Source organism: Peribacillus sp. FSL K6-5616 (genome assembly GCF_038008245.1).
In the GTDB taxonomy this organism is placed as follows: Bacteria; Bacillota; Bacilli; order Bacillales; family DSM-1321; genus Peribacillus; species Peribacillus frigoritolerans.
On record NZ_JBBOYT010000001.1, the window covers coordinates 2,019,097 to 2,043,544 of the forward strand.

Below are 24,448 nucleotides of genomic sequence, written 5' to 3' on the forward strand. Positions count from 1 at the left end.
TACTATTATCCATTAAACTATCCTTTAAACTTCTATTGGGAAAAGGTAAATGGTTCTTTAAAACTGATTGGACAAGTAATGGACTATAGGGAATGAATGAAAGGGACAATGCATAAATTTAAATGAAAGGAGTGGATATATGAAAATGTTCATTAAATTAAGTGTGGCCAGTGTCTCCGGAGCCGTCGTGTATTTGATATATAATGTCAACCAGACGCTGCGTAAAGGAATGGGAACGCTGGAAGAAACAAATAAGACACTGGAAGAGGTAAGAAATGCTGTACATGGATTGACGCAAGAGTCCAAACAACTGATCCACTCTGCCAATCAAATCACAGCGGATGTAAAAGGGAAGATGGAAAATGTAGATCCATTGCTGGAATCCGCTCAAGATGTTGGGGAAATGATTCATAATGTAACCAATTCCATGAAAGAAGCCAGTTTGGAAAGCCGACCCAAGGATTTATCCACACCGTCAGCTCCTTCAACTCGAACTAAAGGTGGGGGGGTTCAAATAAAACTCAAATAGAATCATCATTTATCTTTAAAAACAGGCACCCCGGGATTCACTAACCTATTAAAATAATCGTTTCTACTATTTAATTCAGAGGGGGAGCTTTATCTTGATTATTCAATATAGTGTGGCTGCAATCGCTTTAGCCTTCATTTGGTTGGTCGTATTTTTAATAAGTACACTTCAAAAGGGAATGGTCACGATAGGGGAAGCCAATCAAACATTGGCTGAGGTGCGAAATGCCATCCACGATTTGTCCGGCGAATCGAAACAACTATTGCAAACTGCAAATGAAATCACCGACGATGTAAAAACTAAAATGAAAACGGTTGAACCATTATTGGATTCTGCACAGGATGTTGGTGAAGCGATACATTCAGTTACAAACTCTGTTAAAAAAGCCACTAACGGCTTCCGTACAGAGTTTTCCCCGAAAAAAATCAATGCTATCAAACCCAAAAGCCAAATTAGATAAAAAAGAAAAAAATAAAAATGAAAGACACTGCCCGGTTTTGGAGTGTCTTTTTTGATGGTATGTATAATGGCCGTACTCTTATGCCTCATATGGATATCGCCAGTGGTTTATATCTATAAGACCCATTTCTCTCATACAGATCTCTTAACACCCTGTATGAGAATATGGAACAAACATAAATTTTGTATGTTTTGTAGGACAAGAAATTATTTTTCTGTCTTGTCACCTGTAGAATGGCCGGATGTTTTTGAATCACTGGAATGCTTGACGCCTTTACTAACATATGGTTTGGCGCTTTTTTTCTTGTTGGCACTTGTTTTCCAACGATTCCAGCCCTTCTTGCCCGTTCCAGTGCCCGTACCTTTACCTGTTCCGCTCTTAGCCTTAGCTTTACTCATGAAATCACTCCATTACTATTGTATGGTTAGTTTAAACCATTTTACTTGATTATTACCCAAGTATGTTGAAATATACAGTAACGAAGGGGATATGTACAGGGAAAGGCTCAATATTTTTAATCTAAATCTTTATAAACCAATAACAGCAAGGTTTTTGCCGTGCGGAACTTGCTTTTGGCTTCACTTTATCGATATCGATCTTGATTTCGTCAGTAAGATGCTTATGCCGATTTTTTTGCAAATGGTCAAGTAGTGCATGAAGGTTAATAATACCGCACCAGTGTTCATTCCTAAAATGATTCCTCCCATATTAAGAGAAGCCTGAGACCCTAGGATATACATCATTAAAAAGGCAACAATATGGGACCATACCGTATGGATGAAAGCATCTTTCACTAAACCCAGGCCGATGAGATAGGCTTGCATGGGAATGACAAAAAAATGAAAAAGGAAGTAAGGACATAATAATTTTAAATAGTATGCGGCAGATGTTGAAGAAAAAAAGAGGGAGGTCAAAGGTTCCGCAAAGAAATAAATGAAAATCACGGCCGGAACTCCATACAATACGGTGAAAGACATCGATTTTTGCAATAAAACCCTCAATTTTTCTTTATCCTGCCTCTTGTAAGCATTCGAAACATTCGGAATGAGCATGATCATTAAGGAATGCGCGATAAAGGCTGGAAAGAAGCCGATCGTCATTGCAACTCCAGTAAGCATCCCAAAATGCTCTGTAGCCACTACCGCACCGAATCCTGCCGAGAGAAGGGCAGTGTGGATCAAAAAAGGTTGGATGGCATTTGTTATCGCATGGAATATCCTTAACCCCATGGTGGGCAGAGAAACCGCCAATAACTTTTGCCGTGCATGTTTACCGGTTGTCCATGAGTTCGTACCGCGCCTCATGATCCGCATTTGAAGAATCAAAAGGTTGATCAAGTAAAGAAAAACGAGGAACTCACTGCCGATCAAAACAAAAAAGGCCATCAATAATGACTTTTCCTGGTTAAAATGAAATAAGTTAAAGATGAGGAAAAGCAAGCCGAATTGAATGATATCTTTTAAAAAGTTGGAAAAGGCGATCTTCCCCATTTGCTGGACACCCATGAAATAGCCTCTTGCAATCGACGAAAAGGCAACTATTGGGATCAATGTGATGAGCAGCCATTTAATATAGGGATGGTATTTGTCCATTATGGATGAGAAGGAAAGTATGAAAGGCATGACTACACACATTACCAATACGACGACTGCAGCCATCTTAAGTGCATGAATGATAAGATTATAATGCATGGCCTGTTTATTTTCCGCAACGAATTTCGAGATGGAAATATGTAATTCAAGGCTGGCGATCACATATATCAAAAAGAAAATTGGCAATATGGACATATAAAGCCCCATGCCCTCCTCGTGTAATTCCCTGGCTAGGAGCATGTTCACTAAAAATTCGATACATTCACCAAAAAACGCTGCGACAATCAAGATGAGCGTTCCTTTATAAAAAGATTTCATGTTGGTCCACTCCTAACAAGGTGTTTGTATAAAGATATGAGACATGCCATGGAATATTCATGAGGAACTGCAGATCTCGGCAATACAAAGTGCGATTATGCCTATGGCAATCCTTCTTGATCGCTGTTGAAAGATAAAAAATTAAATAAGGGTAAGCTCGGGAATTGGAAATGAAATCGATTTGGTTACATTCATTTCTTATGGAGAAATCATTAGCCATGACATTTATCAAAAGGCTTCATAAGGTGATATTCCAAACGAGGGCTTTTCTGTTGCCATGGTTCCTTCGGTCGAAAGTGTCAGAAGAACATAAGAGTGGGACACGAATTTCGCTTTGAAATTCATGCTTTATTTTGCTATCCTTTAGCAGAGGGGATGATCAATATGAAATTCACATCTATTAGTCAATCAAATATAGATGAATTGTGCATTGCGTTTGAAAGTTGTCTTACGAAACATGACATTGCATTTAAATATGTAGATATGACGGAAGATAACGGAATCATATCGTTTATTTTTTGTGATGACCCGGAAAATGCGAGATCGGTCGACATGGAAAGTGAACGCTTCATTGGATTGGATACCGATTACATAGCCAAGGAAATTTTAGAGCCAATCCTGCCTAAATTAAAGGAATTTGCACAATATAAAATCATCGATTAAGATGATTTTTTTGTTTTGATATTTGTTTTTATTGCCCAGATGGAGCTTGAAATTTAACTTCCTATTTATATACAGGGGCAGTTAGGGGAACTAAAAAAGCTGGAAAGCGGTTTACCATTGGGTAGCTCGCAGGAATGGTGACTAAATAAAAGAAATACCCTGGGTGTGTAAACATCCAGGGTATTTCTTCTTTGAAAAGCAATCTTGATGGATTGTAAAAATCGCTTTTCACCACTTACTATACTTCGCAGCGTTCTGGATTAAATGACCATTTTTTTACCGGCATTTAATTCAACTTCCTGCTTAGGCGTTTCTATGGTCTTGTTTTTCTTCACTCTAAAGTGATAAACCGCATAACATCCAAGGAAGAATGCTCCCCCGCAATACAAGGCCATTCGCTGCTCAGGAACAAATGCTAAACTGATCATGACGATGCAGTTTGTTACTAAAGCAAGAATGGGGATGAATGGGTATAACGGAACTTTGAATTTCAGATTTTCTATCTTTCCACCTTGGCGGGTATATGATCTTCTAAAAGCAAGAAGACTAGCAGATATGGCAATCCAGCCAATTTGTGCACCTAATCCTGCAAGGGAGAGAAGAAAGACAAATATAGTGTCTGCAGCTACTACACTAGAAAGTAAAGACAAACCGGCAATCGCCAGGGTGATGAGCAGGGCATTAAGCGGAATTCCTCTCTTATTCACCAAACCAAGCTTCGGACTTGCCATACCTTCCCTTGAAAGCGAGTAAAGCATACGCGTTGCAGCGTAAAGGCCGGAGTTCGCCACTGACAATAGTGCTGTAAGAATGATGAAGTTCATGATGTCAGCTGCATACGGAACCCCGATACTATCCAGTACAACAACAAATGGACTTTCTGAGATACCTGCTTTTTCCCTTGGAATCAACGCCGAAAGTACAGTGACCGAAAGAACAAAGAAGAAAAGGGTTCTCCACACCGTTTGTTTGATGGATTTTGGTATGACCTTTTCAGGGTTTTCACTTTCTCCAGCGGCAATTCCGATTAACTCTGTGCCCTGGAAGGAAAAGTTCACTGTAATCATTGTGATTAGCAGGGCCGATATCCCATTAGGGAAAAGACCCTCAGCGAAAAAGTTTGAGAAAAATGGAGTCTCTTGTCCACCTTTCATATCAATCAAACCAAACATAGCAGCACCGCCAACGATGATGAACAGAATGATGGCCAATACTTTTATGCTAGAAAAAACAAATTCCGATTCGCCAAATGCCTTTGCTGATAAGGCGTTTAGTGAAAAGATGAGAAAAGCAAAGATTGCACACCACATCCAAACGGGTGATTCAGGGAACCATCTTTGCATAAGCTGGCCAGCTGCCAGGAACTCCAAGGCAACTGTAACTGCCCAACCTAACCAGTAAAGCCATCCAATGGCAAACCCGGTGCCAGGACCGATGAACTTTGTTGCATATGTCTGAAACGAACCGGAAACAGGCATCGCAACGGAAAGTTCACCTAGACAAAGCATCGTTAAATACATGATGAAGCCGCCGACTATGTAAGAGAGGATAGCGCCGAAAGCTCCTGCTTCATGAATGGTATAGCCCGAACCGATGAAAAAGCCCGTACCAATACATCCCCCTATTGAAATCATAAATAAATGTCTTGCTTTCATGCTCCGTTTTAATTCATTTGGTTGATTTTCTGCTGTTTTCATTGAAAAACTCCTTTACCTGATGGGTGCAAACGGTTTCATTTATGGACGTTATTAGGGAATTTTTGTTTTCACAAGTCTAATAGCTTAGAATCTGATTCTTAGATGATGTCGAATTCCCTCCGAAAGGAGATTACTTCTGCATTAAATAAGCATGAGTCAATATACATAGGTACCTATGCAGAATTAATTTCGAAAGCGCCGCTTATTAAAGAAAAGGAAGCCAAGCGTCAGGAAACTAGGGATGTAAATTGATTCAAGTCGATCATCCGCCAATGGAGGAAGAAGCTCATAAATGAAGTATGGGCTTTTTCCTATGGAGTATCACTTTAAAGGACTCTCTATCTTTCTATCAAAAACAAAGTGTCCGATTATTTAACTTGAGCCAATAAATCAGGAGTGATATGTTCTTCCGCTCCATAAAGTAATTTTTCCCCAAGCAATGAGCCTATTAATGCGACAGCAACTTCAGCCGTTTTATTATGCTCGTCCAATATTGGGTTTATCTCAACAAACTCTGCCGATGTAATGATATTAGCTTCAGCCAGCATTTCCATGGCAAGATGGCTTTCACGGTAGCTAATGCCTCCCATTACAGGCGTACCGACCCCTGGTGCATCATCTGGATCAAGACCATCAAGATCAAGTGATAAATGTACAAGATTCGTACGTTCTTTCAGATAGGCAATCGATTCTTCCATCACTTTTGTCATACCCATTCTATCAATCTCATGCATCGTATAGACTTTAATTCCTTTTTCCCTGATTAACTCTTTCTCACCTTGGTCTAAAGAACGGGCACCAATGATGACAATGTTCTCTGGTTTGACTTTTGGAGAATATCCGCCGATGTTAGTCAGTGCAGGGTGGCCAAGACCCAAACTTACGGCTAGGGACATACCGTGTATGTTTCCTGATGGGGAAGTTTCGGCAGTATTTAAATCTCCATGTGCATCATACCATATTACCCCTAAGTTTTCAGTAGACTTCGCTAAACCGGCTAATGTCCCGATAGCAATGCTGTGATCTCCCCCTAAAACTAAAGGAAAACGATTTGCTTGGATGACTTCATCCACTTTTTGACTTAATTTTTCATTACCTTCTGCTACATCCTGCAGATTCTTTAAATTTGTGTCACTATCACTTTGTGCTCTTTCCTGTATTTCTACTTTAATATCACCTTCATCACGGACAGTATAGCCAATGTTTTCAAGTCTTTCACTTAATCCTGCATATCTGATGGCACTTGGCCCCATATCCACTCCTCTTCTAGTTTGACCAAGATCCATTGGCACACCAATGATTGAAATTTCCTTTTTCATATGTAATTCCTCCTTCGATTTTTCTACCCTAGTATAAGGGTAAAAGGATAGATGACTCAACTCGACATTTTTTTGAATATTTATACGATTGAAAAAAGGGTAAAAGTCCTGGGTTAAAATTCCTATTATTGATTATTTATGAATAGAGTATATTACCACCGAGGGTATAATGAGGATTGGCTGAAATCCTTTGAAATCTGAGATTGTTAAGATTTTTATTCCAGGAATGGAAGTGATAGCGTTACCAATCGGAATCGGTGGCCGAAGGAAGATTCTGAAGATATTGAATATATTTTACTAGTTACATTTATTCATAAAAAGTAGCGGTTTCACCTTAAATGCATGGAAGGATTCTTCGTTTTTATATTAAAAAAATTTTTTTGACGTGAGAATAAGAACTTTTCGCCAATGTGGTTAACCGCGATAAACGATTCATTTCAAAAAATTGGATAGTTTACTAGAGGAAAGAGCCATTTTGAAGGGTTTGTTTCCCATATACAAAAAAGGTAAAGAGCAACTGCTCTTTACCTTCCTGTTAAACTATATGATGGTTTAAAACTTTTTATGCCATTCGTCATCTTCAAGTGGCACACCATTGGTACTAATATTTTCTACAATCATATTTCCATGTTTAAGGATTCTATCTTTTTTTAGGGCATTGATAACTGAGGTAAAGCGGTCTTCATCTGCATCCTGTTTCTTACGTGAAAGGGTAATCCGAATGGTTGGGGAAACTTCGTAATCTTTATAGCTGGCTGGTTTATTCGGATCAATCTTCAATTCTTTACCGATCCCCTCATCAAAGACCAAGAGTAATTGATTATAATCGCCTATTTCTTCTTGAATCTCCTCCCAATCTTCGCTTTCTGCAATATCTTCCATTTCTTTCGAAATCAACACGTCACCCAGTTCTTTTTCAACATATGGCCTAATTTCCTTCTCTGCATCATCTTGCCATTTATCAGAAAGAAATGTATCCTCCATTTCCCCTGTTTCACCATTAAAGAAAACGAGAAATTTCGTACCATATTTTTCATGTTTCACTTTAGCTGCGTATTCAAAATAGCCCCGGTTTCCCATATTGTCATATAGGACATCATATATTTCGGTTCCTTCATCAAAAGTTTCCTCTAAATATCTTTCAGCTTGAACCCGGATCTTCTTTTCTTCATCAGGATCTGCTTTCATGCTCTGTGTGAATGAAAACAAAAGGATCACCACACCGACCAAGATGATTGAAAAAACACCTAATAAAGTAAGTAAAATCTTCTTTGTTTTGCTCAAGGAACACCCTCCTGTAATTACTGCTACTTTAAAATAATTCCCATATTATTCTAACATCTTTATCGCTCATTTTTCTATGGAAATTGAGCCTATCTTTTCCCCAGTGCGAAATCTAAATTACCAGCCCTCCAAAAGATCGGGATACTTTGTTACAATAAATAAATCCTTAGTACCCTAAAGGGAGAGATTGACTTGGAAACCTATCAAAGAAAAATGAACCATAATCGGGATGAATACAGAAAGTTGCGGTGGAAACAGCATCGTATACAAGTTACAGGTTTATTCGATGCCGTTTTTTCGAAAAAAGCGTTCGTAGATAAAGTGGCAATCGTCGGAGCAGGCAATTGCGATGATTTGGATATAGAGTATCTGGCAACTAAATGTAACTCCATATTCCTATTTGATATTGATATGGAAAGTATGGAAAAGGGTACGGCAAATTTGCCTGAACGGACCCGGGAGAAAATTCAACTTATTGAAATTGATGTAACAGGCCTCGATAAAGTGGATTTTGATCACCACCTATCTTCCATGCTGTATCGTGGTGAAACGGCAAAGGGAATTATTCGGTATCTAAAAGATACCGAGAATCGGTTAGGTCAGCTTTCTGACCGTGTTTTTGCTAATTATTATAATGATTTTGATATCGTGGCAACTTCCGCCATTTATACTCAACTATTTTATAATTGGGCCATGGAGCTTCTTTCCGATCATGCAAACCACTATCGGAAAGAAGATGCAGAAGAGATGAAGAATGGAATTTTGGATGTAAGGGATGAAATCGTTCGTACAGTGAATCACTCTATTTCTAAATGTACCAAGCAAAATGGATTCTGTATTACATGGACTGATATCTTAAAAATCGAACCTGAGTATATGGATACCATTAACGAAGGGCTGAATGCCATCTTTGCATTGGCCTCGAACGTGGGATATGGGGCAGCCTTGATAGGGGTAAAAACGTTTATTGAAAAAGTGGATAAAAGCGAATTAACCCTTCGATACTGGCCATGGGATTTTCAAGAAAACAAACAGTATTTGACCATTGGCATTATCGGGAGAAACAATCGGTTGTAATTGAATAATGGTGGGATAGATAAGCAAATAAGCAGCTGAATCTATCCTTTTTTGATTGGTTATAGTCCCCTTAGGAATAGAGGGGGCTGGTGCCAGCAAACCATGGGAAATAAGACATAATTATATAAAAGGTATAAAAAAACGATGATATTTTTAACTATTTGTCTAATGATTTCACAATCTGTTGTGGATATAATGAATCTGTTGAAAACAGAATATTCCGATAAGCGGCGACGGGGACAGCAAAGGAAGAAGTGGCAGAACTGAGGGTGAAACAAAAAGGAAGGGGTGTGTTGGTTGAAAGCTGATATCGTGTTCATAAACGGCGAAGTCATAACCGTAAATCAAAAAAATGAAGTCGCGGAAGCCCTGGCAATTAACGGTGACCGTATCTCGGCAGTCGGAACGAATCAGGAAATCAAGGTATTTATCGGAGAAGAAACAAATGTGATTGATTTACAGGGAAAGTCATTACTTCCTGGGTTTATAGATTCACATATTCATCTTATCTTGTATGGTGTCAATCAATTGGCAGTAAGCTGTAAAGCTGAACATATCAAATCTGTAGAAGATTTGTTAATCGATCTGAAGAAAAAAGCTTCGACGATCCCTAAAGGTGAGTGGATCCGCGCTTGGGGCTTCAATGAGACCGCAGTGAAAGAAAAACGTTATCCAACAAAAGCGGAATTGGATGCTATTTCAACAGACCATCCCATTATAGTGAACCGCACATGCAGCCATATAAGCGTGGTGAATAGCAGGGCGCTAGAGATTGCTAGAATTGATGAAAACTCAGAGAATCCCACTGGAGGGATCATTGAAAAGGATGGAGCGGGGAGGATTACAGGAAAACTCATTGAAACAGCAAATATGATAATGGCCGACAGCGCAAGCTATTCAGAAAGTGAACTGTTGAAGGCAGTCAAAATAGCATCGGAGCATTTCATTGAAGCAGGCATTACAAGCATTCATGAAGCTGGTGCTCATGGTCCTGAAAGTTTCCGTTTAATGCAGCAGGCCATAAAAAATAAGGATATACGTGTCCGTATCTATGCGATGGTCGGTTCATTGAATAATTCTCATGAATTCGTGAATAAAATGGTAGATTCGGGAGTGATAACCGGAACGGGGGACGAAAGATTCAAAATCGGACCAGCCAAATTGTTTACGGATGGCAGCAGTACCGGTCCGACAATTGCCACCCGTGAGCCTTATACGAGTGATCCTGGTTATTCCGGCATTCTTTATTATAAAGAAGAGGAGATCTATCAAGTATTAGGTCAGGCACATAAAAGAGGCTTTCAGATCACAGTCCATGCCCAAGGAGACAGGGCAATAGAGATGTATTTAAATTGCGTGGAAAAGGCTTTGAATGAATCGCCCAGAAAAGATCATAGACATAGAATTGAGCATGCTGGAATAGCTTCGCCAGATTTACAAAAGAGGATGAAAGAACTTGGAGTCATCCCAATCCCCAACCCCCCATTTCCTTATGAATTCGGTGATATATATATTGAACATTACGGCAATAGGGTCAACCATATGTACGCTGCCCGTGATTTTATTGATAATGGCATCTTGGCCGCAGCCGGTTCAGATGCTCCCGTTACTGATCACGACCCTATATTAGGCATACACGTTGCTGTTAATAGAACAAGCAGGTCTGGTACGGAAATAGGTGCGATTCAATCGATTAGCGTATTGGAAGCCATTAAACTTTACACATGGAATGGTGCGTTTGCTAGTTTCGATGAAGAAGTCAAAGGCAGCCTGGAGGCAGGGAAGCTGGCCGATCTAGTAGTATTGAATGATAGTATATTGAAAGTGGATTCCCAAAATATCAAGGATTTGAAAGTTGAATCGACGATTCTGAATGGGGAGATTCTTTATCATAGGGAAACAATGGTGGAAATATAATCTAGCGTGACTATTCTAAAACAACAAGACCTTCACTTACATTTTTTTGGCTTAAGCGAACGAAGAGGATTTAGCAGGTTATCTAAAAGGGGGATATTCGCTATGAAAAAGCAAAAATTATTAATTAATGGTGAGCGGCTGAGTCGTACGCTAGAGAAATTTGCTGATTTTGGACGCACAGAAAACAACGGGGTCACACGGCTATCCCTTTCCGACGAAGATCGATTAGTCCGTGATTATTTTTGCGCTTGCTGTAAAGAATTGGGTATGACCATTAAGGTTGATGATATGGGGAATATTTACGCCACTTTAGCGGGACTTGAAAACAAACCACCTATTGTAATGGGATCCCATATGGATACAGTAAAAAGGGGCGGGCGGTTTGATGGTATCTTGGGTGTAGCTGCAGGCTTGGAAGTCGTGCGTACTCTGGTCGATAATAATATCCAGCCTAAAATTCCGGTAATGATCGTCAATTTTACGAACGAAGAGGGAGCCAGATTCGAACCTTCCATGATGTCTTCGGGAGTTCTTTCGGGTAAATTCGAAAAATCCGTCATGCTGCAAAAGACGGATAGTGAAGGAATCACTTTCGAAAGTGCTTTGAATGCCATTGGATATGCAGGGGATCAAGAGTCTCGTTTAAAAGAAGCGACTGCATTTCTAGAGTTGCATATTGAACAAGGGCCCATTCTTGAACGTGAATCTCTCACGATCGGTGTCGTTGAATGTGTCCTTGGTATGGTGTGCTATGAGATAGAAGTTACAGGCGAATCCGATCATGCAGGAACCACCCCGATGAATATGAGAAAAGATGCTTTCTTCACTGCGAATAGCTTGATTATGGAGGCTCGTCAGAAGCTAGGCATGCTTGGTGACGATTTGGTTTTTACGATGGGCAGAGTGAATGTGTTTCCGAATATCCATACGGTCATCCCTAATAAAGTGGTTTTTTCGCTAGAGGCAAGACATAAAGATTCCAAAGTCATCGAAAAGGTGGAGGAAGTCATTAAAAGCCTTATAACTACAGGTTCAGAAGACGGCTGTGACATCCAAGCGAAAAAATTGTGGGACAGGGATACCGTTTGGTTCGACAAATCCATTTGCAATTTGCTTGAGCAATCGACCAATTATCTAGGCCTACCCTATAAAAGAATGGTAAGCGGTGCAGGACATGATGCACAGTTTATAGCCAGTTATATACCTACTGCCATGGTTTTCGTCCCAAGCATCAACGGAAAAAGCCATTGCGAAGAGGAACTTACTACTTGGGAAGATTGTGAAAAAGGCGTCAATGTAATATTGGAAACGGTCCTTGCCATCCAGTCATCTTAAGCGGAAATATGGTTGGTTGAATACAGTAAATAACAGTGACCGAAGGGTGCTATCAAACCATCAGTTCAGTATGAAAGTCAGCTTGACTGATGGTGATGCATCCTGTAAGGAACCTAAATGGGGGAGGGTATAATTTGGATGCAATTAAGCTATTGCTTTTTGTTCCATTTATAGGGTTTTTAGGTTTATTGCCCTATGCAAATAAAATAGAACCGTACATATGGGGAATGCCTTTTTTGTTATTTTGGGTTGCATTTTGGATGGTGATGGCATCGATTATCTTAATGATCGTCTATAAGTTCGATCCTGATAATAAAGGGAGTGAATCTGAATGAATCTCTCATTGTTCATTATTGCCATATTCTTGGTTCTAGCACTTTATTTAGGGATTAAAGCAAGAAAAGGGAAGGATATGGATATGGAGCAATTTGCCGTAGGGGGCAGGGGCTTCGGTACATTCTTCATTTTTCTCTTGATAGCAGGTGAAATTTATACTACTTTTACATTCCTGGGCGGAAGTGGGTGGGCATACTCAAAAGGTGCCGCTGCTTATTATGTTCCCGCCTATATTTTCTTAGCTTATGTCCTATCATATTGGCTCGTCCCTAAAATATGGAGATATTCAAAACGACATTCCATCATCTCTCAACCAGAGTATTTTGCATCTAAATATAAAAGCAGGTCTATGGGGATGATCGTTGCTGTATTGGGAAGCTTAGCCCTCGTGCCGTACATAGTCATACAGCTCAAAGGATTGGGTATCATTGTTTCAGAAGCATCATACGGAGCAATTTCACCAGTTGCTGCAAGTGTGATCGGTGCTGTGGTCGTAACTACCTATGTAATGATTTCAGGCATTCATGGTTCCGCATGGACAGCCATACTGAAAGATTTCATGATTTTGGTGGTCGTCATCTTTTTAGGGATTTACATTCCAGTTCATTACTTCGGAGGCATACAGCCAATGTTCGAGTCCGTGCAAGCTGCTAAACCGGAAATGTTGGTTTTGGCGGATCAGGGATTGAGTCAGTCCTGGTTTGTGTCCACCGTTTTGCTGAATGCACTAGGATTTTATTTGCTGCCACAAACATTCATGGTCGTATTATCGTCCAATGGGGAAAGGACCCTTCGCAAAAATGCGATTGCTTTACCCTTATACACATTGTTGCTGCTGTTCGTTTTTTTCATTGGATTTACAGCCATCATGGAAATCCCGGGTTTGCAAGGGGCGGATGGTGATCTCTCACTTTTAAGGCTGGCGATTCAAACATTCGATCCATGGGTGATAGGGGTTATCGGAGCTGCAGGTTTATTGACGGCACTAGTACCGGCTTCAGTCATGCTAATGGCTGCATCTGTAGGTCTGACAAATAGCTTTTTCAAAGTTCTGGTCCCTGCTGCGACTGAAACACATCAATTGATTGTCTCAAGGATAATCATTATTGGTATCTCAATCATTGCTTTAATTGTAACGGTTACAGGCGGCGAGGCTTTGGCCATCCTGAATATCATGTCTTACAGTTTAATTACGCAACTGGCCCCGTCCTTGTTTTTCAGTTTGCCAAAAACCAATATAATCAATAAGTATGGTGCGATGGCTGGAATATTGGCAGGTGTCCTGATTGTTTTATATGCGACAATTGCAGATGTGAAGGTTGCTACATTCCTGCCAAATACCCCACATGTAATTAATGATATCAGTACAGGCGTCATTGCTTTGTTGATTAATTTACTAGTAACATTCCTTGTAAGTGCCCTGACTAAACATATCTCCATGCAACAGACCGAAATGACTGATTTGGACAAGATATCCTGATTTCATTTAAAAGTCTGGAAGAACTGAAAAAACATGATATGGGAGGGCTTTTGTGAAAATTAAAATAACGGCTTGTCAATTTCGTGTAGAAAAAGTGTCAACTTTCCTTGAATTTCAGGAACAAGTAGAAGACTTGATCACCCAAGTTCCCGTAAACTCGGATTATATCATTTTTCCTGAACTGTTAACTATCGGATTATCAGCGGCCTTTGGAGAACAGGATGCTTCGTCCGTTATCAGGATCGATGAATATACCAATCAATACAAAGATCTTTTCAGGTCACTTTCAAGAAAAAGAAAACAGGTCATCATTGCAGGCACTCATCTGGAGCGCCGCGAAAATGAATACTACAATATTGCTTATATTTTTGATGAAGACGGATCAGTCGTTGAGCATAAAAAGACTCATATCTTTCCTGCTGAAGCGAATTGGCATACTTCTGAAGGTGATGAACTGGAGGTTTATTCCGTGGGTCCGGTCAAGATAGGAATAGCGGTATGTTATGAAGCGGAGATACCTGAAATTTCAAGGATATTATCAGTGAACGGGGCCGACATCATTTTTTGCCCATCATACACATTTACAGAGGCTGGTTTTTGGCGAGTTCGCCATTGCGCACATGCGCGTGCAATCGAAAATCAGGTATATTTTGTTCATTGCCCCACTGTTGGTGAACCAGGATCACCCTTACCAAACGGATATGGCCGTGCCAGTATCCTTAGCCCCTGTGACAGCGCTTGGCCTGCTAATGGAATAGTGGCCGAGGCGGTAATGAATGAACATACCATCATTACCGGTACAGTGGATATGGACGAACTTTATGAGAATCGAAAAAGTGGTGCAGCAACCACCTTCAAGGATCGTAATCGCCGAAAAGGTATGTATGCGAAATATGAGCCATACGAAGGGCTGAAATGATGTGTTGGATCCCGAACCATTGTCGTCCGAATGTAGGTCCAATAAAGTGCGGGGGTAGGTTAAAAAAAATGACCCCTGAAACGAGTCCTTTTACAATACCTGGTTATTCTTCGTGATTTTCCAGTTTGATAGGTGTATTAGTTATAGAACTTATCTATGCTCTGGCCGAAGGAATCGGAAATTGACTTAATATACAAAATATATTGTCAAATGATTGCTATATATATTAAAATATATATAACCATTTCATATTGTAATAATATAGATAGTCACCCTATTTATACCTGTTATGATGTCTGTAATGGCAGGAGGCACAACAATCATGTTTCAACAGAATACAGTATATATAGTTGGCGAATCGAAGGCACCGTCCAATAATCCAATTACACAGCAATTCAACTGCTTTTTCATCGGGTTCGTCATTGATCGTGATACGCATGAAATAGTGGATGCGGAATGCTCGACCACGATATCGATTACATCACGCTTCATTCAATCCATGTTAGTTGGTAAATCCATTCTTCGGCCCGATGAATTGGAGACAGAAATTGAGCAACGGTATTTTGGTTCATCTCAGAAAGCACTGACCGTCGCCCTAAGGAATGCCAGCATCAAATATCAGCAACTTTATAAGTTATAGCTGCTTCTTTTGTCAGTCGCAATTGAAATCCAGCTGTTAAAGAGTGCGTACGCGCTCTTTGGCAGCTGGATTTTTCTATTAGTGCCATGCAAGAATTAATAGATGAGTGTGAATAAAATGGAAATTACCTTATGTTATAAAATTTAAGGAGGTATGGAATATGGTTCAAGATGGTGTGATGTTTGTCTGCTTTTTATTGGCATTTACTGCCGTGATTGCGGTTGTGGAAAAAAAGATAGGAGGAAAGTTCTTCAAGTATGTTCCTGGTATTGTCCTTATTTATATTGGAGCGGCTCTGATGAAAACATTCGGGGTCTTTTCAGATAGTGAGTCAGTCGAAAGTGCATATGGCACCATACGGGGGCTCCTGCTGCCTGCCATGTTGATGCTTATGCTTTTACAATGCGATATGCGGAAAATCATCAGGCTTGGACCAAAGATGATTTTAACTTTTTTTGCGGCTTCATTCAGCATTATTGGAGGGTTCACTCTTACTTACGTTTTAATGAACGGCTTTTATGCGGAAGGAACTTGGAAGGCATTCTCGGCTTTGAGCGCAAGCTGGACAGGGGGCTCTGCCAATATGGTGATCTTGCAAGGAATACTCGATGTGCCTGAAAATATTTTTGGCTATGCGTTGATCATGGATACAGTCAATTATTCCATTTGGGTCATGTTCTTGTTTTGGCTGGTGCCTCTTGCTGGTAAATTCAATATTTGGACAAAAGCGGATACATCTTTCATTGATCAAATGACTTCCGAGCTTGAAGCGGGGGAAACCGCCAAGACGGAATTTGGATTCGTGGAATTGATCGGTTTCTTGGCGCTGGCTTTAATTGTTTCAGCAGGTGCAACCAAAATTGGGGAGAGACTGCCGGTACTCGGTGCCGCTGTGAATGGAACCACTTGGACGATCATCATCGCTTCGACCGTAGGATTAATTCTGGCTGTCACGAAGGTTGGGCGTATTGCCGGTTCCATGGAAATTTCCAAAGTCATGCTTTATATCGTCATTGGTTTAATTGCTTCCCATGCCGATTTTTCACAGTTGTTTCAAGCACCTGTGTATATTATTTCCGGCTTTATGATTCTATTCTTTCATGGATTGATCATGGTCATTTTGGCCAAAATCTTTAAGTTGGATCTATTTACAATGGGAGTTGCCTCTTTGGCCAACATAGGGGGCGTGGCATCGGCCCCCATATTGGCAGGTGCATTCAACCGGGCGCTAATACCGGTCGGGATATTGATGGCAGTACTTGGCAGTCTTCTGGGCACCTATTTTGGAATTCTTACATCATATATACTCTCAAGCTTTTAAGGAAGGGTTGTTAATATGAAGATTGAAAGTTTACAAGTATCAGTGGAAACCTTGCCACTTGTCAAGCCATTCAAGACTGCATTGCGCACTGCAATGGAAATTGAAAACATCATGGTTTCCGTAAAATTGGAGGATGGAACGGAAGGTTTGGGGGCTGCAGCCCCAACGGTTGCCATCACAGGTGATTCTACAAAAGGAATCATGACGGTCATTGAAGAAGTAATCACACCACATCTAATTGGCCGCAACATCGAGAATATCAATGCATTGTCTCAGCTGATCCAACGATCCTGTGTAGCTAACACAAGTGCAAAAGCTGCTGTTGAAATCGCATTGTACGACGCAGTCAGCAAACGATGGCAGCTCCCATTATATCAATATCTTGGCGGTAAATCTAATGTCCTGAAAAATGATATGACAATCAGCGTTGATGAACCTGAAGAAATGGCAAAGGCGGCATTGTCCCTTATCGAAAGCGGATTCTCTACGATGAAGATAAAACTGGGGAAGGATTGGAAGAATGACGTGGAGCGCGTTGCCTGCATTCGTGCTGCCGTTGGCGAACAGGTTATGATCAGAATTGATGCAAATCAAGGGTGGACAACAAAACAAGCGATTTCCATCATTCATGAAATCGAAGAAAGAAAGCTGAACGTTGATTTGGTGGAACAGCCCGTGCAAGCCCATGATATCGAAGGATTGAAAGAAATAAAACGCTCTGTCCAAGTGCCGATCATGGCCGATGAAAGTTTGTTTTCCCCACGTGATGCCATGAGGCTCCTGAATGAACATGCTGTTGATTTCCTTAATATCAAATTAATGAAAACTGGCGGAATTCGACGTGCACTCCAAATCGCCGATATGGCAGAAGCAGCCGGGGTGGAATGCATGATCGGGAGTATGATGGAATCATCCGTTAGTGTAGCGGCCGCGGCTCATCTGGCAACCGCCCATCCAAATATAACGAAGATTGATTTAGATGCCCCATTATGGATTAAGAATGAGCCATTTGAAGGCATTCAATTTATGAAAGATCAACTTCTCATTTCCGATAAACCTGGACTGGGAGTCAAGAGGAAATCCTCTTTTACTCAATAAAAACAATTTCGAAAGGGTGAATGATTTGAAAAGGTTAACCGTTTTTGTTTTATCTTTATTTGCTTTTGGTATTTTAGTATTCAGTCCCAATGAAGCTAGTTCCAGGGAGAAGCAGAGAATTGCCTATGTTGATGTGAACGTGGCCACTCTTTGGACTGAGCCGGGATTATTAAGGGAAATCGATGCCCCTTCTGCATCGAATCCCGCTGATTTGAATGAATGGATCGGCTCAATGAAATATGAAGACAAGCTGTGGCTTGTAGGTAACCTGGAAACACAAGCTTTATATGGTTCTAAAGTGACGATTCTTGAAGAACGGGGTGGATGGGTGAAAGTAGCCGTTGCCAATCAACCTACACCCCGTAATGATATTGGTTACCCAGGATGGATGCCAAAGGCACAATTAAAAGACGGGCATTCTTTTGAGAAGCAATTTAAACGAGGATTTGCCCTTATAAATGCCCCAAAGACATGGCTTTATTCGGATTCGAAACTTCGGTCCAAATTCATGGAAGTCAGCTTCAATACCCGCCTTCCGCTATTGCAGGTGAAAAGAGATAAAGTGAAGGTGATGACACCGGGTAATGGGGCAAAATGGATGGAAAAGCAAGACGTGTCAGTCTATCAAAATGAAAATCAAATACCAGCCCCGACCGGTAAGGACATCGTTGAATCAGGAAAAGCTTTTTTGGGGCTACCTTACCTATGGGCTGGAATGTCCGGTTTTGGATTTGACTGTTCTGGATTTACGTATACGATGTACCATGCTAATGGAATAACGATCCCAAGGGACTCTTCCATTCAGGCTCAGCATGGCAAAAAGGTTGAAAAAGAAAATCTACAACCAGGTGACTTACTATTTTTTGCCCATGATAAAGGGAAAGGAAAGGTGCATCATGTCGGAATGTATATTGGTGGCGGCAAAATGATCCATTCTCCTAACAGCTCAACACATGTAAGGATAGATGAAATAAAAACATCAGGATACGGAGAGGAATATGCCGGAGCAAGAAGATATATCGATTGATGCTCAATGGAGATAAACTAGAAATAGATTATTATTTTAATAGTTTAAATTACTGCAGAATCCAAGGTGATGATTCTGACAATAATCGAAAAATAAGAATTTTTATTGGTATAAGAATTTTTGGAATTTTATTCAAAAAGAAGATTAATCTACCGTTTATATTCGTTTTTTAGCAGGTGGTTTAATGGGAGAATGTATGAAAGATGGTTAAAAGAAAAATTATCCATAAAAACCATCAGTAGGGGAAAATAATGATTTTCCCCTACTGATGGTTCTAAATACAAGTTCAGTTAAAAATATTTTAATATAATATTTAACTAGAAGAATTGCACCTTTTATTTGATGGTTTCAAAAAGACGTTCCAAATCCTTATCCATAATGAAAACTTCGATTCTTTCACCTGTTTTAGTGCTTATATCACTGTGAGATGAAAGTACTTTACACCCCGTAAGATCTTCAACTATTTTTTCATAATCCTTAGTGTACATTTCACGAAGTAATGAACGCATTTTTTTCACAAGTTTTTTGCCTGAATTGTGACTCACAAGGTGCTTTTCCTCTACAGTAAGGACTCCCTTGAAGCGGGTTATCAACATATCATTGATTATATAAGTTTTCGTTTCCTGAGGTCCTCTTCCAATCAATTCACGCTGGAATTTAATGAATGCTTCGCTTATTTCAGCTTCGATCCTTTTCTTTGTACTTGACATAATGCCTCCAGTTCATCGACGAATTTATGGGATTTATCATAATGCCACGTATAAGTTCCTGTCAATAACTGTTTGTAAAACTTTAGAAAAAAGTGAAAAATTTAGTAAATTGAAGAAATATATCATTTTTAACGATGAATTGGGTGAATATCGTCTTAATTAATCAAATATGAAGGTTTTTAATGGTTTTTATGAGTTTACAAACCTTGAATGAGGAGCGTACAATAATCCTCATGAAAAACAATTAGATACCGGCCAAATCTCAAGTGATTGAGAACGGAGGACCCACTATTTATGGGGTTAATTCTGCATTTGCAGAAGGGATGAGATACTCTTTCGCCATCCTACCCGTCAGCTAACTTCGTCGGCTAAAGCGAAGGAGGTCATAAGACCACCTTGATTCAGGAGGCTTTTTTGTTATGCTATAGCAAAATGGCAATCTGACATTTCCGTAGGTCTTTTTATTATGCCTATAATTGAAAAGGTTTCTTGGAAGACGGATCGTGGAGTAGGCTCTAATGCTTGCTGGGCGTTAAGTAGACCAATGATTACTTTTTCTCCAACTAAATGTTTGTTTCTGTATATCTTTCTTTTTCTGATTCGTCATGGTTCATGACGCTGTAGGAAGGAGATTGCATTTGTGCAGTGCTGCAAACTTGGGGAAAAGTAACATTGGTCTATTTTTTTATGCCTTAAAGGACGTCTGTCTGAGCAAAAGAACAGTTTAATGGAACCTATCTTAAAGGAGGTGAAGGAGAATATAGGCTTTATTATTGCGGGAAAAGAGAAGGGGATAGATAATATATCCATTTCGTTGGTGGCTATTACAAAAATGAATGAATCCTAAAAAGAATATAAACGGTAATTGCAAAGGGAGCGTAGGGAGATGTTCTTATTGATAATCGTCGGGGCGGTAACGTTGTATTTAATACATGCCCTCATATATCCGGAAAAATACTAAGGGTGACTTACGGAGGAGAAGTAAATGGATTTATTGCAAATCGTTGTGGTATTGGCAATTGCGGTTGTATTAGCGATACCAATGGCTAAATATTTAACGGATGTTTATTCCCTTGAATTAACGAAACAAGATCGCGTGTTTGGAGGGATGGAAAGGTTTATCTTTAAGCTATCCGGCTTAAAGACGGGAGATATGAAATGGCAGCAGTACACCAAGGCACTTCTGATAAGTAATTTAGTGATGTTTATTATCTCTTATATTATCATTCGCTTCCAAGGGGAGTTACCTGGCAACCCCAGTAAGATTGCCAACATGGAGCCATTGTTGGCATTGAATACGGCTGCAAGCTTTCTTACGAATACCAATTTACAGCATTATAGTGGGGAATCGGGACTTACTTATTTATCTCAAATGGCAGTGATCATATTCCTGATGTTCACGACCCCAGCTACCGGCATTGCTTTATGTATGGCTTTTTTTAGGGGCTTAACCAGCCAGCGGAGTCTAGGAAACTTCTATGTGGATGTAATACGAACGATTATCCGGGTTCTGCTACCATTATCGATATTGATTTGTTTAGTCCTAGTATCCCAAGGCGTACCGCAAACATTTAGCCCGACGGCAGTAGCGACAACATTGGAAGGAGACACCCAAAATATAGCAAGGGGACCTGTAGCGGCACTAGAATCCATTAAGCACTTAGGCACTAATGGGGGAGGGTTCTTTGGGGTCAACTCTGCCCATCCATTTGAAAATCCTAATGGTTTCACGAATGTTTTGGAAATACTATCCATGTTTCTTATACCCGCTGCCCTTCCGTTGACTTTTGGATATATGGCGAGGAATAAGAAACTAGGCTGGATCCTATTTTCAGCGATGGCATTCATGTTATTTATCTTCTTAAGCATTACGTATATTAATGAGAAAAATGGTAATCCAGCTTTGGAGCAAATTGGCCTCTCACAAACTGAGGGAAGTATGGAGGGGAAAGAGGTGCGCTTCGGGGTGGCTCAGAGTGCATTATTTACAAGTATAACTACAGCTGCAACTACAGGATCGGTAAATAATATGCATGATACCCTAACACCGCTGGGAAGTATAGCTCCACTTGCAATGATGATGTTGAATTGTGTATTCGGCGGGGATGGTGTGGGTACGGTCAATATTCTCATGTACTCAATATTGGCTGTATTTCTTGCCGGACTTATGGTGGGACGTACACCTGAGTTTTTGGGTAAGAAAATTGAAGGCCGGGAGATGAAGTTAATAGCTATAGCGATTCTGATCCACCCATTGATCATATTAGTTCCATCTGCCATCGCTTTAGCGACACAAATGGGTTCAGCTGCTATATCAAACCCGGGCTTTCATGGTATTACTCAAGTAGTTTATGAGTTTACTTCATCAGCAGCAAATAATGGTTCGGGTTTTGAAGGATTAGGAGACAATACCCCTTTTTGGAACGTTTCCACTGGTTTAGTCATGTTATTCGGACGTTATTTTTCAATGATTGCCATGATTGCCGTCTCAGGATCATTACTGGTAAAGAAGCGTGTTCCTGAGACTATAGGAACGTTCAAAACGGATAATGGTACGTTCTTTGTCATTCTTTTGGCTTCAGTTTTGATTATTGGAGCTTTGACTTTCTTTCCAATCATTGCGCTTGGACCGGTTGCTGAGTGGCTTACGATAAGATAAATGTTGAAAAGGGGCATTTCAAATGAGCATAGTGCAAATAGCGAATGTAAATAAGAACATGGTTTACGAGGCTGGTATAGATGCACTTAAAAAAATGAATCCAAAAGTTATGTCACGCAATCCCGTCATGTTTGTAGTAGAAGTGGGGTTTGCCATTACGCTTCTTCTATCAATATTTCCTGCGCTTCTTGGCGGAGTGTCTGATAGAGGGTATAACGTTGCAGTATCCATCATTTTATTTGTAACGATCATTTTTTCTAATTTCGCCGAAGCTCTTGCAGAGGGACGTGGAAAAGCACAAGCCAATAGTCTCAAAAAGACAAAGCAGGATGCTAAAGCTAGGTTGCTTCAGAAAGATGGTTCCGTAATGATAGTCGATGCCTTGCAATTACGCAAAGGCGATATTGTTTTAGTGAAGGCAAACGATATAATACCGGCGGATGGAGAAATCATTGAAGGAGTGGCTGCTATCGATGAATCAGCGATTACGGGTGAATCGGCATCCGTAATAAAAGAACCAGGGGGGGATTTCAGTTCTGTGACAGGAGGTACAAAAGTCATCAGCGATTTTATCAAAGTGAAAGTCGGTGCAGACCCTGGTGAATCCTTCCTTGATCGCATGATTAATTTGGTTGAAGGAGCAAAAAGGCAAAAAACACCGAATGAAATCGCACTTGGTACATTACTGATTAGCTTAACCATCATCTTTATACTTGTATGTACCACTCTGGTACCGATTGCGTCATATATTCAAGTTACCCTTCCAACCGCTACCCTGGTAGCTTTGCTGGTTTGCCTGATTCCCACAACAATCGGGGGCTTACTCTCGGCGATAGGAATAGCAGGTATGGATAGGGTAACTCAATTCAATGTAATTGCGAAGTCTGGAAAATCGGTGGAAGCCGCAGGCGATATTAATACGATCATCCTTGATAAAACAGGAACAATAACACATGGTAACCGGATGGCATCTGCCTTAATCCCGGCTATCGGCATTAGTCAGGAAGAGCTTAACCAATATGCCGTATATGCATCTTTACATGATGAAACTCCTGAGGGCCGGTCAGTCTTGGAATTAGCCCGAAAAAATGGATTACCTGAAAAATGGCTGGATAAAAACGGTACGGAAGGTATTGAATTTACGGCGGAAACCAGATTGAGCGGAACGGACTTTCCTGACGGAAAAAGGGTCAGAAAGGGTGCAGTTGATACGATAATGAAATATATAGTGCAAGAGGGAGGGAAAGTGCCTATCGGTTTGAAAGACACTTGTGATGAAGTGGCCAAAAAAGGCGGCACTCCATTGGTTGTCACAGAGGGATGCCGTATTCTTGGCACTATATATTTGAAAGATACAGTGAAACCAGGCATGAAGGAACGTTTTGATGAATTAAGGAAAATGGGTATTAAAACCATTATGTGCACAGGGGATAACCCGTTAACAGCTGAGACAATCGCCAAAGAAGCTGGTGTCGATGATTTTATCGCCGAGGCTAAGCCTGAAGATAAAATCTCTGTAATCAAGCGTGAACAAGCGGATGGCAAGCTTGTTGCCATGACTGGAGACGGTACAAACGATGCGCCGGCATTGGCGCAGGCAGATGTGGGATTGGCGATGAATACAGGGACAAACGCAGCGAAGGAAGCCGCTAATATGGTGGATTTAGATTCAGATCCCACCAAAATCATTGAAGTGGTAGCCATTGGTAAACAGCTGCTCATGACCCGGGGGGCATTGACAACCTTTAGCATCGCTAATGATGTAGCTAAATATTTTGCGATAATACCAGCCATGTTCATGCATGCAATACCTCAAATGGAAGCCCTGAACATTATGGGATTGGCGACACCCCAAAGTTCCATATTGTCAGCTTTAATATTTAACGCCATCATCATTCCCTTGCTTATCCCCTTGGCAATGAAAGGTGTTAAATATGTTCCCATGAGCGCATCAAGATTATTGACCAGGAATTTGTTCTTGTATGGATTAGGAGGCGTGTTAGTCCCCTTCTTGGGAATTAAATTAATTGATTTGCTTCTTGTAGTCTTAAAAGTGGCTTGAAAATA

21 protein-coding genes and 1 riboswitch are annotated in these 24,448 nt (G+C 40.5%); of the genes, 15 read left to right on the forward strand and 6 right to left on the reverse strand.

The features are described from left to right. The first annotated feature begins 139 nt into the window (after positions 1–139). Positions 140–529 (forward strand): DUF948 domain-containing protein, encoded by a 390-nt coding sequence (locus MHB45_RS09750; protein WP_072272964.1) that lies wholly within the window; start codon positions 140–142, stop codon positions 527–529. Positions 530–623: 94 nt separating this feature from the next. After that, positions 624–989 carry a DUF948 domain-containing protein gene (locus MHB45_RS09755; RefSeq protein ID WP_048686441.1) on the forward strand — a complete coding sequence of 122 codons (366 nt, stop codon included), beginning with the start codon at positions 624–626 and terminating at the stop codon, positions 987–989. A gap of 206 nt (positions 990–1,195) precedes the next feature. On the opposite strand, the gene MHB45_RS09760 is transcribed toward MHB45_RS09755, so the two are convergent. Continuing rightward, a complete protein-coding gene (locus tag MHB45_RS09760) occupies positions 1,196–1,387 on the reverse strand; it encodes a DUF3934 family protein (protein WP_034312059.1) in 192 nt (63 codons plus the stop codon). Positions 1,388–1,567: 180 nt separating this feature from the next. Next, positions 1,568–2,899 carry an oligosaccharide flippase family protein gene (locus tag MHB45_RS09765; protein WP_048686439.1) on the reverse strand — a complete coding sequence of 444 codons (1,332 nt, stop codon included), beginning with the start codon at positions 2,897–2,899 and terminating at the stop codon, positions 1,568–1,570. Positions 2,900–3,283: 384 nt separating this feature from the next. Between MHB45_RS09765 and MHB45_RS09770 the strand changes: the two genes are divergently transcribed. Then, positions 3,284–3,562, forward strand: coding sequence for a hypothetical protein (locus MHB45_RS09770; protein WP_141236111.1), 279 nt, complete (start codon positions 3,284–3,286; stop codon positions 3,560–3,562). Between the two features lie 260 nt (positions 3,563–3,822). On the opposite strand, the gene MHB45_RS09775 is transcribed toward MHB45_RS09770, so the two are convergent. The 3 genes from MHB45_RS09775 to MHB45_RS09785 form a co-directional block, all read right to left on the reverse strand. Then, positions 3,823–5,259: an amino acid permease gene (locus tag MHB45_RS09775; protein ID WP_048686436.1), complete on the reverse strand. Its 1,437-nt coding sequence runs from the start codon at positions 5,257–5,259 to the stop codon at positions 3,823–3,825. Positions 5,260–5,627: 368 nt separating this feature from the next. Beyond that, positions 5,628–6,578, reverse strand: a complete 951-nt coding sequence (rocF, locus tag MHB45_RS09780; protein ID WP_048686433.1) for an arginase — start codon at positions 6,576–6,578, stop codon at positions 5,628–5,630. Between the two features lie 552 nt (positions 6,579–7,130). Then, a complete protein-coding gene (locus MHB45_RS09785) occupies positions 7,131–7,862 on the reverse strand; it encodes a hypothetical protein (protein WP_048686432.1) in 732 nt (243 codons plus the stop codon). Positions 7,863–8,054: 192 nt separating this feature from the next. On the opposite strand from MHB45_RS09785, the gene MHB45_RS09790 reads away from it, so the two are divergent. The 10 genes from MHB45_RS09790 (at position 8,055) to MHB45_RS09835 (ending at position 19,012) form a co-directional block, all read left to right on the forward strand. Beyond that, on the forward strand, positions 8,055–8,939 hold the full coding sequence (locus MHB45_RS09790) for a hypothetical protein (RefSeq protein ID WP_072272965.1): 885 nt from the start codon (positions 8,055–8,057) through the stop codon (positions 8,937–8,939). Positions 8,940–9,236: 297 nt separating this feature from the next. After that, entirely contained in the window at positions 9,237–10,856 is a 1,620-nt protein-coding gene (locus MHB45_RS09795) for an amidohydrolase (protein ID WP_072272966.1), read from the forward strand. A 102-nt stretch (positions 10,857–10,958) separates the two neighbouring features. After that, on the forward strand, positions 10,959–12,191 hold the full coding sequence (locus MHB45_RS09800) for a Zn-dependent hydrolase (RefSeq protein ID WP_072272967.1): 1,233 nt from the start codon (positions 10,959–10,961) through the stop codon (positions 12,189–12,191). Between the two features lie 134 nt (positions 12,192–12,325). Continuing rightward, positions 12,326–12,526, forward strand: a complete 201-nt coding sequence (locus tag MHB45_RS09805; RefSeq protein WP_142953081.1) for a DUF3311 domain-containing protein — start codon at positions 12,326–12,328, stop codon at positions 12,524–12,526. Continuing rightward, positions 12,523–14,007, forward strand: a complete 1,485-nt coding sequence (locus tag MHB45_RS09810) for a sodium:solute symporter family protein (RefSeq protein ID WP_072272968.1) — start codon at positions 12,523–12,525, stop codon at positions 14,005–14,007. The genes MHB45_RS09805 and MHB45_RS09810 overlap by 4 nt, the downstream gene beginning before the upstream one ends. Before the next feature lie 52 nt (positions 14,008–14,059). Then, a complete protein-coding gene (locus MHB45_RS09815; RefSeq protein WP_048686424.1) occupies positions 14,060–14,926 on the forward strand; it encodes a carbon-nitrogen hydrolase family protein in 867 nt (288 codons plus the stop codon). 322 nt (positions 14,927–15,248) lie between these two features. Continuing rightward, positions 15,249–15,566 (forward strand): DUF3870 domain-containing protein, encoded by a 318-nt coding sequence (locus MHB45_RS09820; protein ID WP_034312026.1) that lies wholly within the window; start codon positions 15,249–15,251, stop codon positions 15,564–15,566. Positions 15,567–15,726: 160 nt separating this feature from the next. Beyond that, positions 15,727–16,887, forward strand: a complete 1,161-nt coding sequence (locus tag MHB45_RS09825) for a DUF819 family protein (protein WP_340907806.1) — start codon at positions 15,727–15,729, stop codon at positions 16,885–16,887. Between the two features lie 15 nt (positions 16,888–16,902). Beyond that, positions 16,903–17,985: a dipeptide epimerase gene (locus MHB45_RS09830; protein ID WP_048686420.1), complete on the forward strand. Its 1,083-nt coding sequence runs from the start codon at positions 16,903–16,905 to the stop codon at positions 17,983–17,985. Between the two features lie 16 nt (positions 17,986–18,001). Further along, positions 18,002–19,012, forward strand: coding sequence for a C40 family peptidase (locus MHB45_RS09835; protein ID WP_048686418.1), 1,011 nt, complete (start codon positions 18,002–18,004; stop codon positions 19,010–19,012). Positions 19,013–19,347: 335 nt separating this feature from the next. On the opposite strand, the gene MHB45_RS09840 is transcribed toward MHB45_RS09835, so the two are convergent. Beyond that, positions 19,348–19,722 carry a DUF2294 domain-containing protein gene (locus MHB45_RS09840; protein WP_048686417.1) on the reverse strand — a complete coding sequence of 125 codons (375 nt, stop codon included), beginning with the start codon at positions 19,720–19,722 and terminating at the stop codon, positions 19,348–19,350. Positions 19,723–19,965: 243 nt separating this feature from the next. Next, positions 19,966–20,107: riboswitch (cyclic di-AMP (ydaO/yuaA leader) on the forward strand. 600 nt (positions 20,108–20,707) lie between these two features. On the opposite strand from MHB45_RS09840, the gene kdpA reads away from it, so the two are divergent. Next, positions 20,708–22,381: a potassium-transporting ATPase subunit KdpA gene (gene kdpA, locus MHB45_RS09845; protein ID WP_072272971.1), complete on the forward strand. Its 1,674-nt coding sequence runs from the start codon at positions 20,708–20,710 to the stop codon at positions 22,379–22,381. Positions 22,382–22,403: 22 nt separating this feature from the next. Next, the gene (kdpB, locus tag MHB45_RS09850) at positions 22,404–24,443 is read left to right on the forward strand and encodes a potassium-transporting ATPase subunit KdpB (protein WP_253349383.1); all 2,040 of its coding nucleotides are present in this window, start codon (positions 22,404–22,406) and stop codon (positions 24,441–24,443) included. The last annotated feature ends 5 nt before the right edge of the window (positions 24,444–24,448 follow it).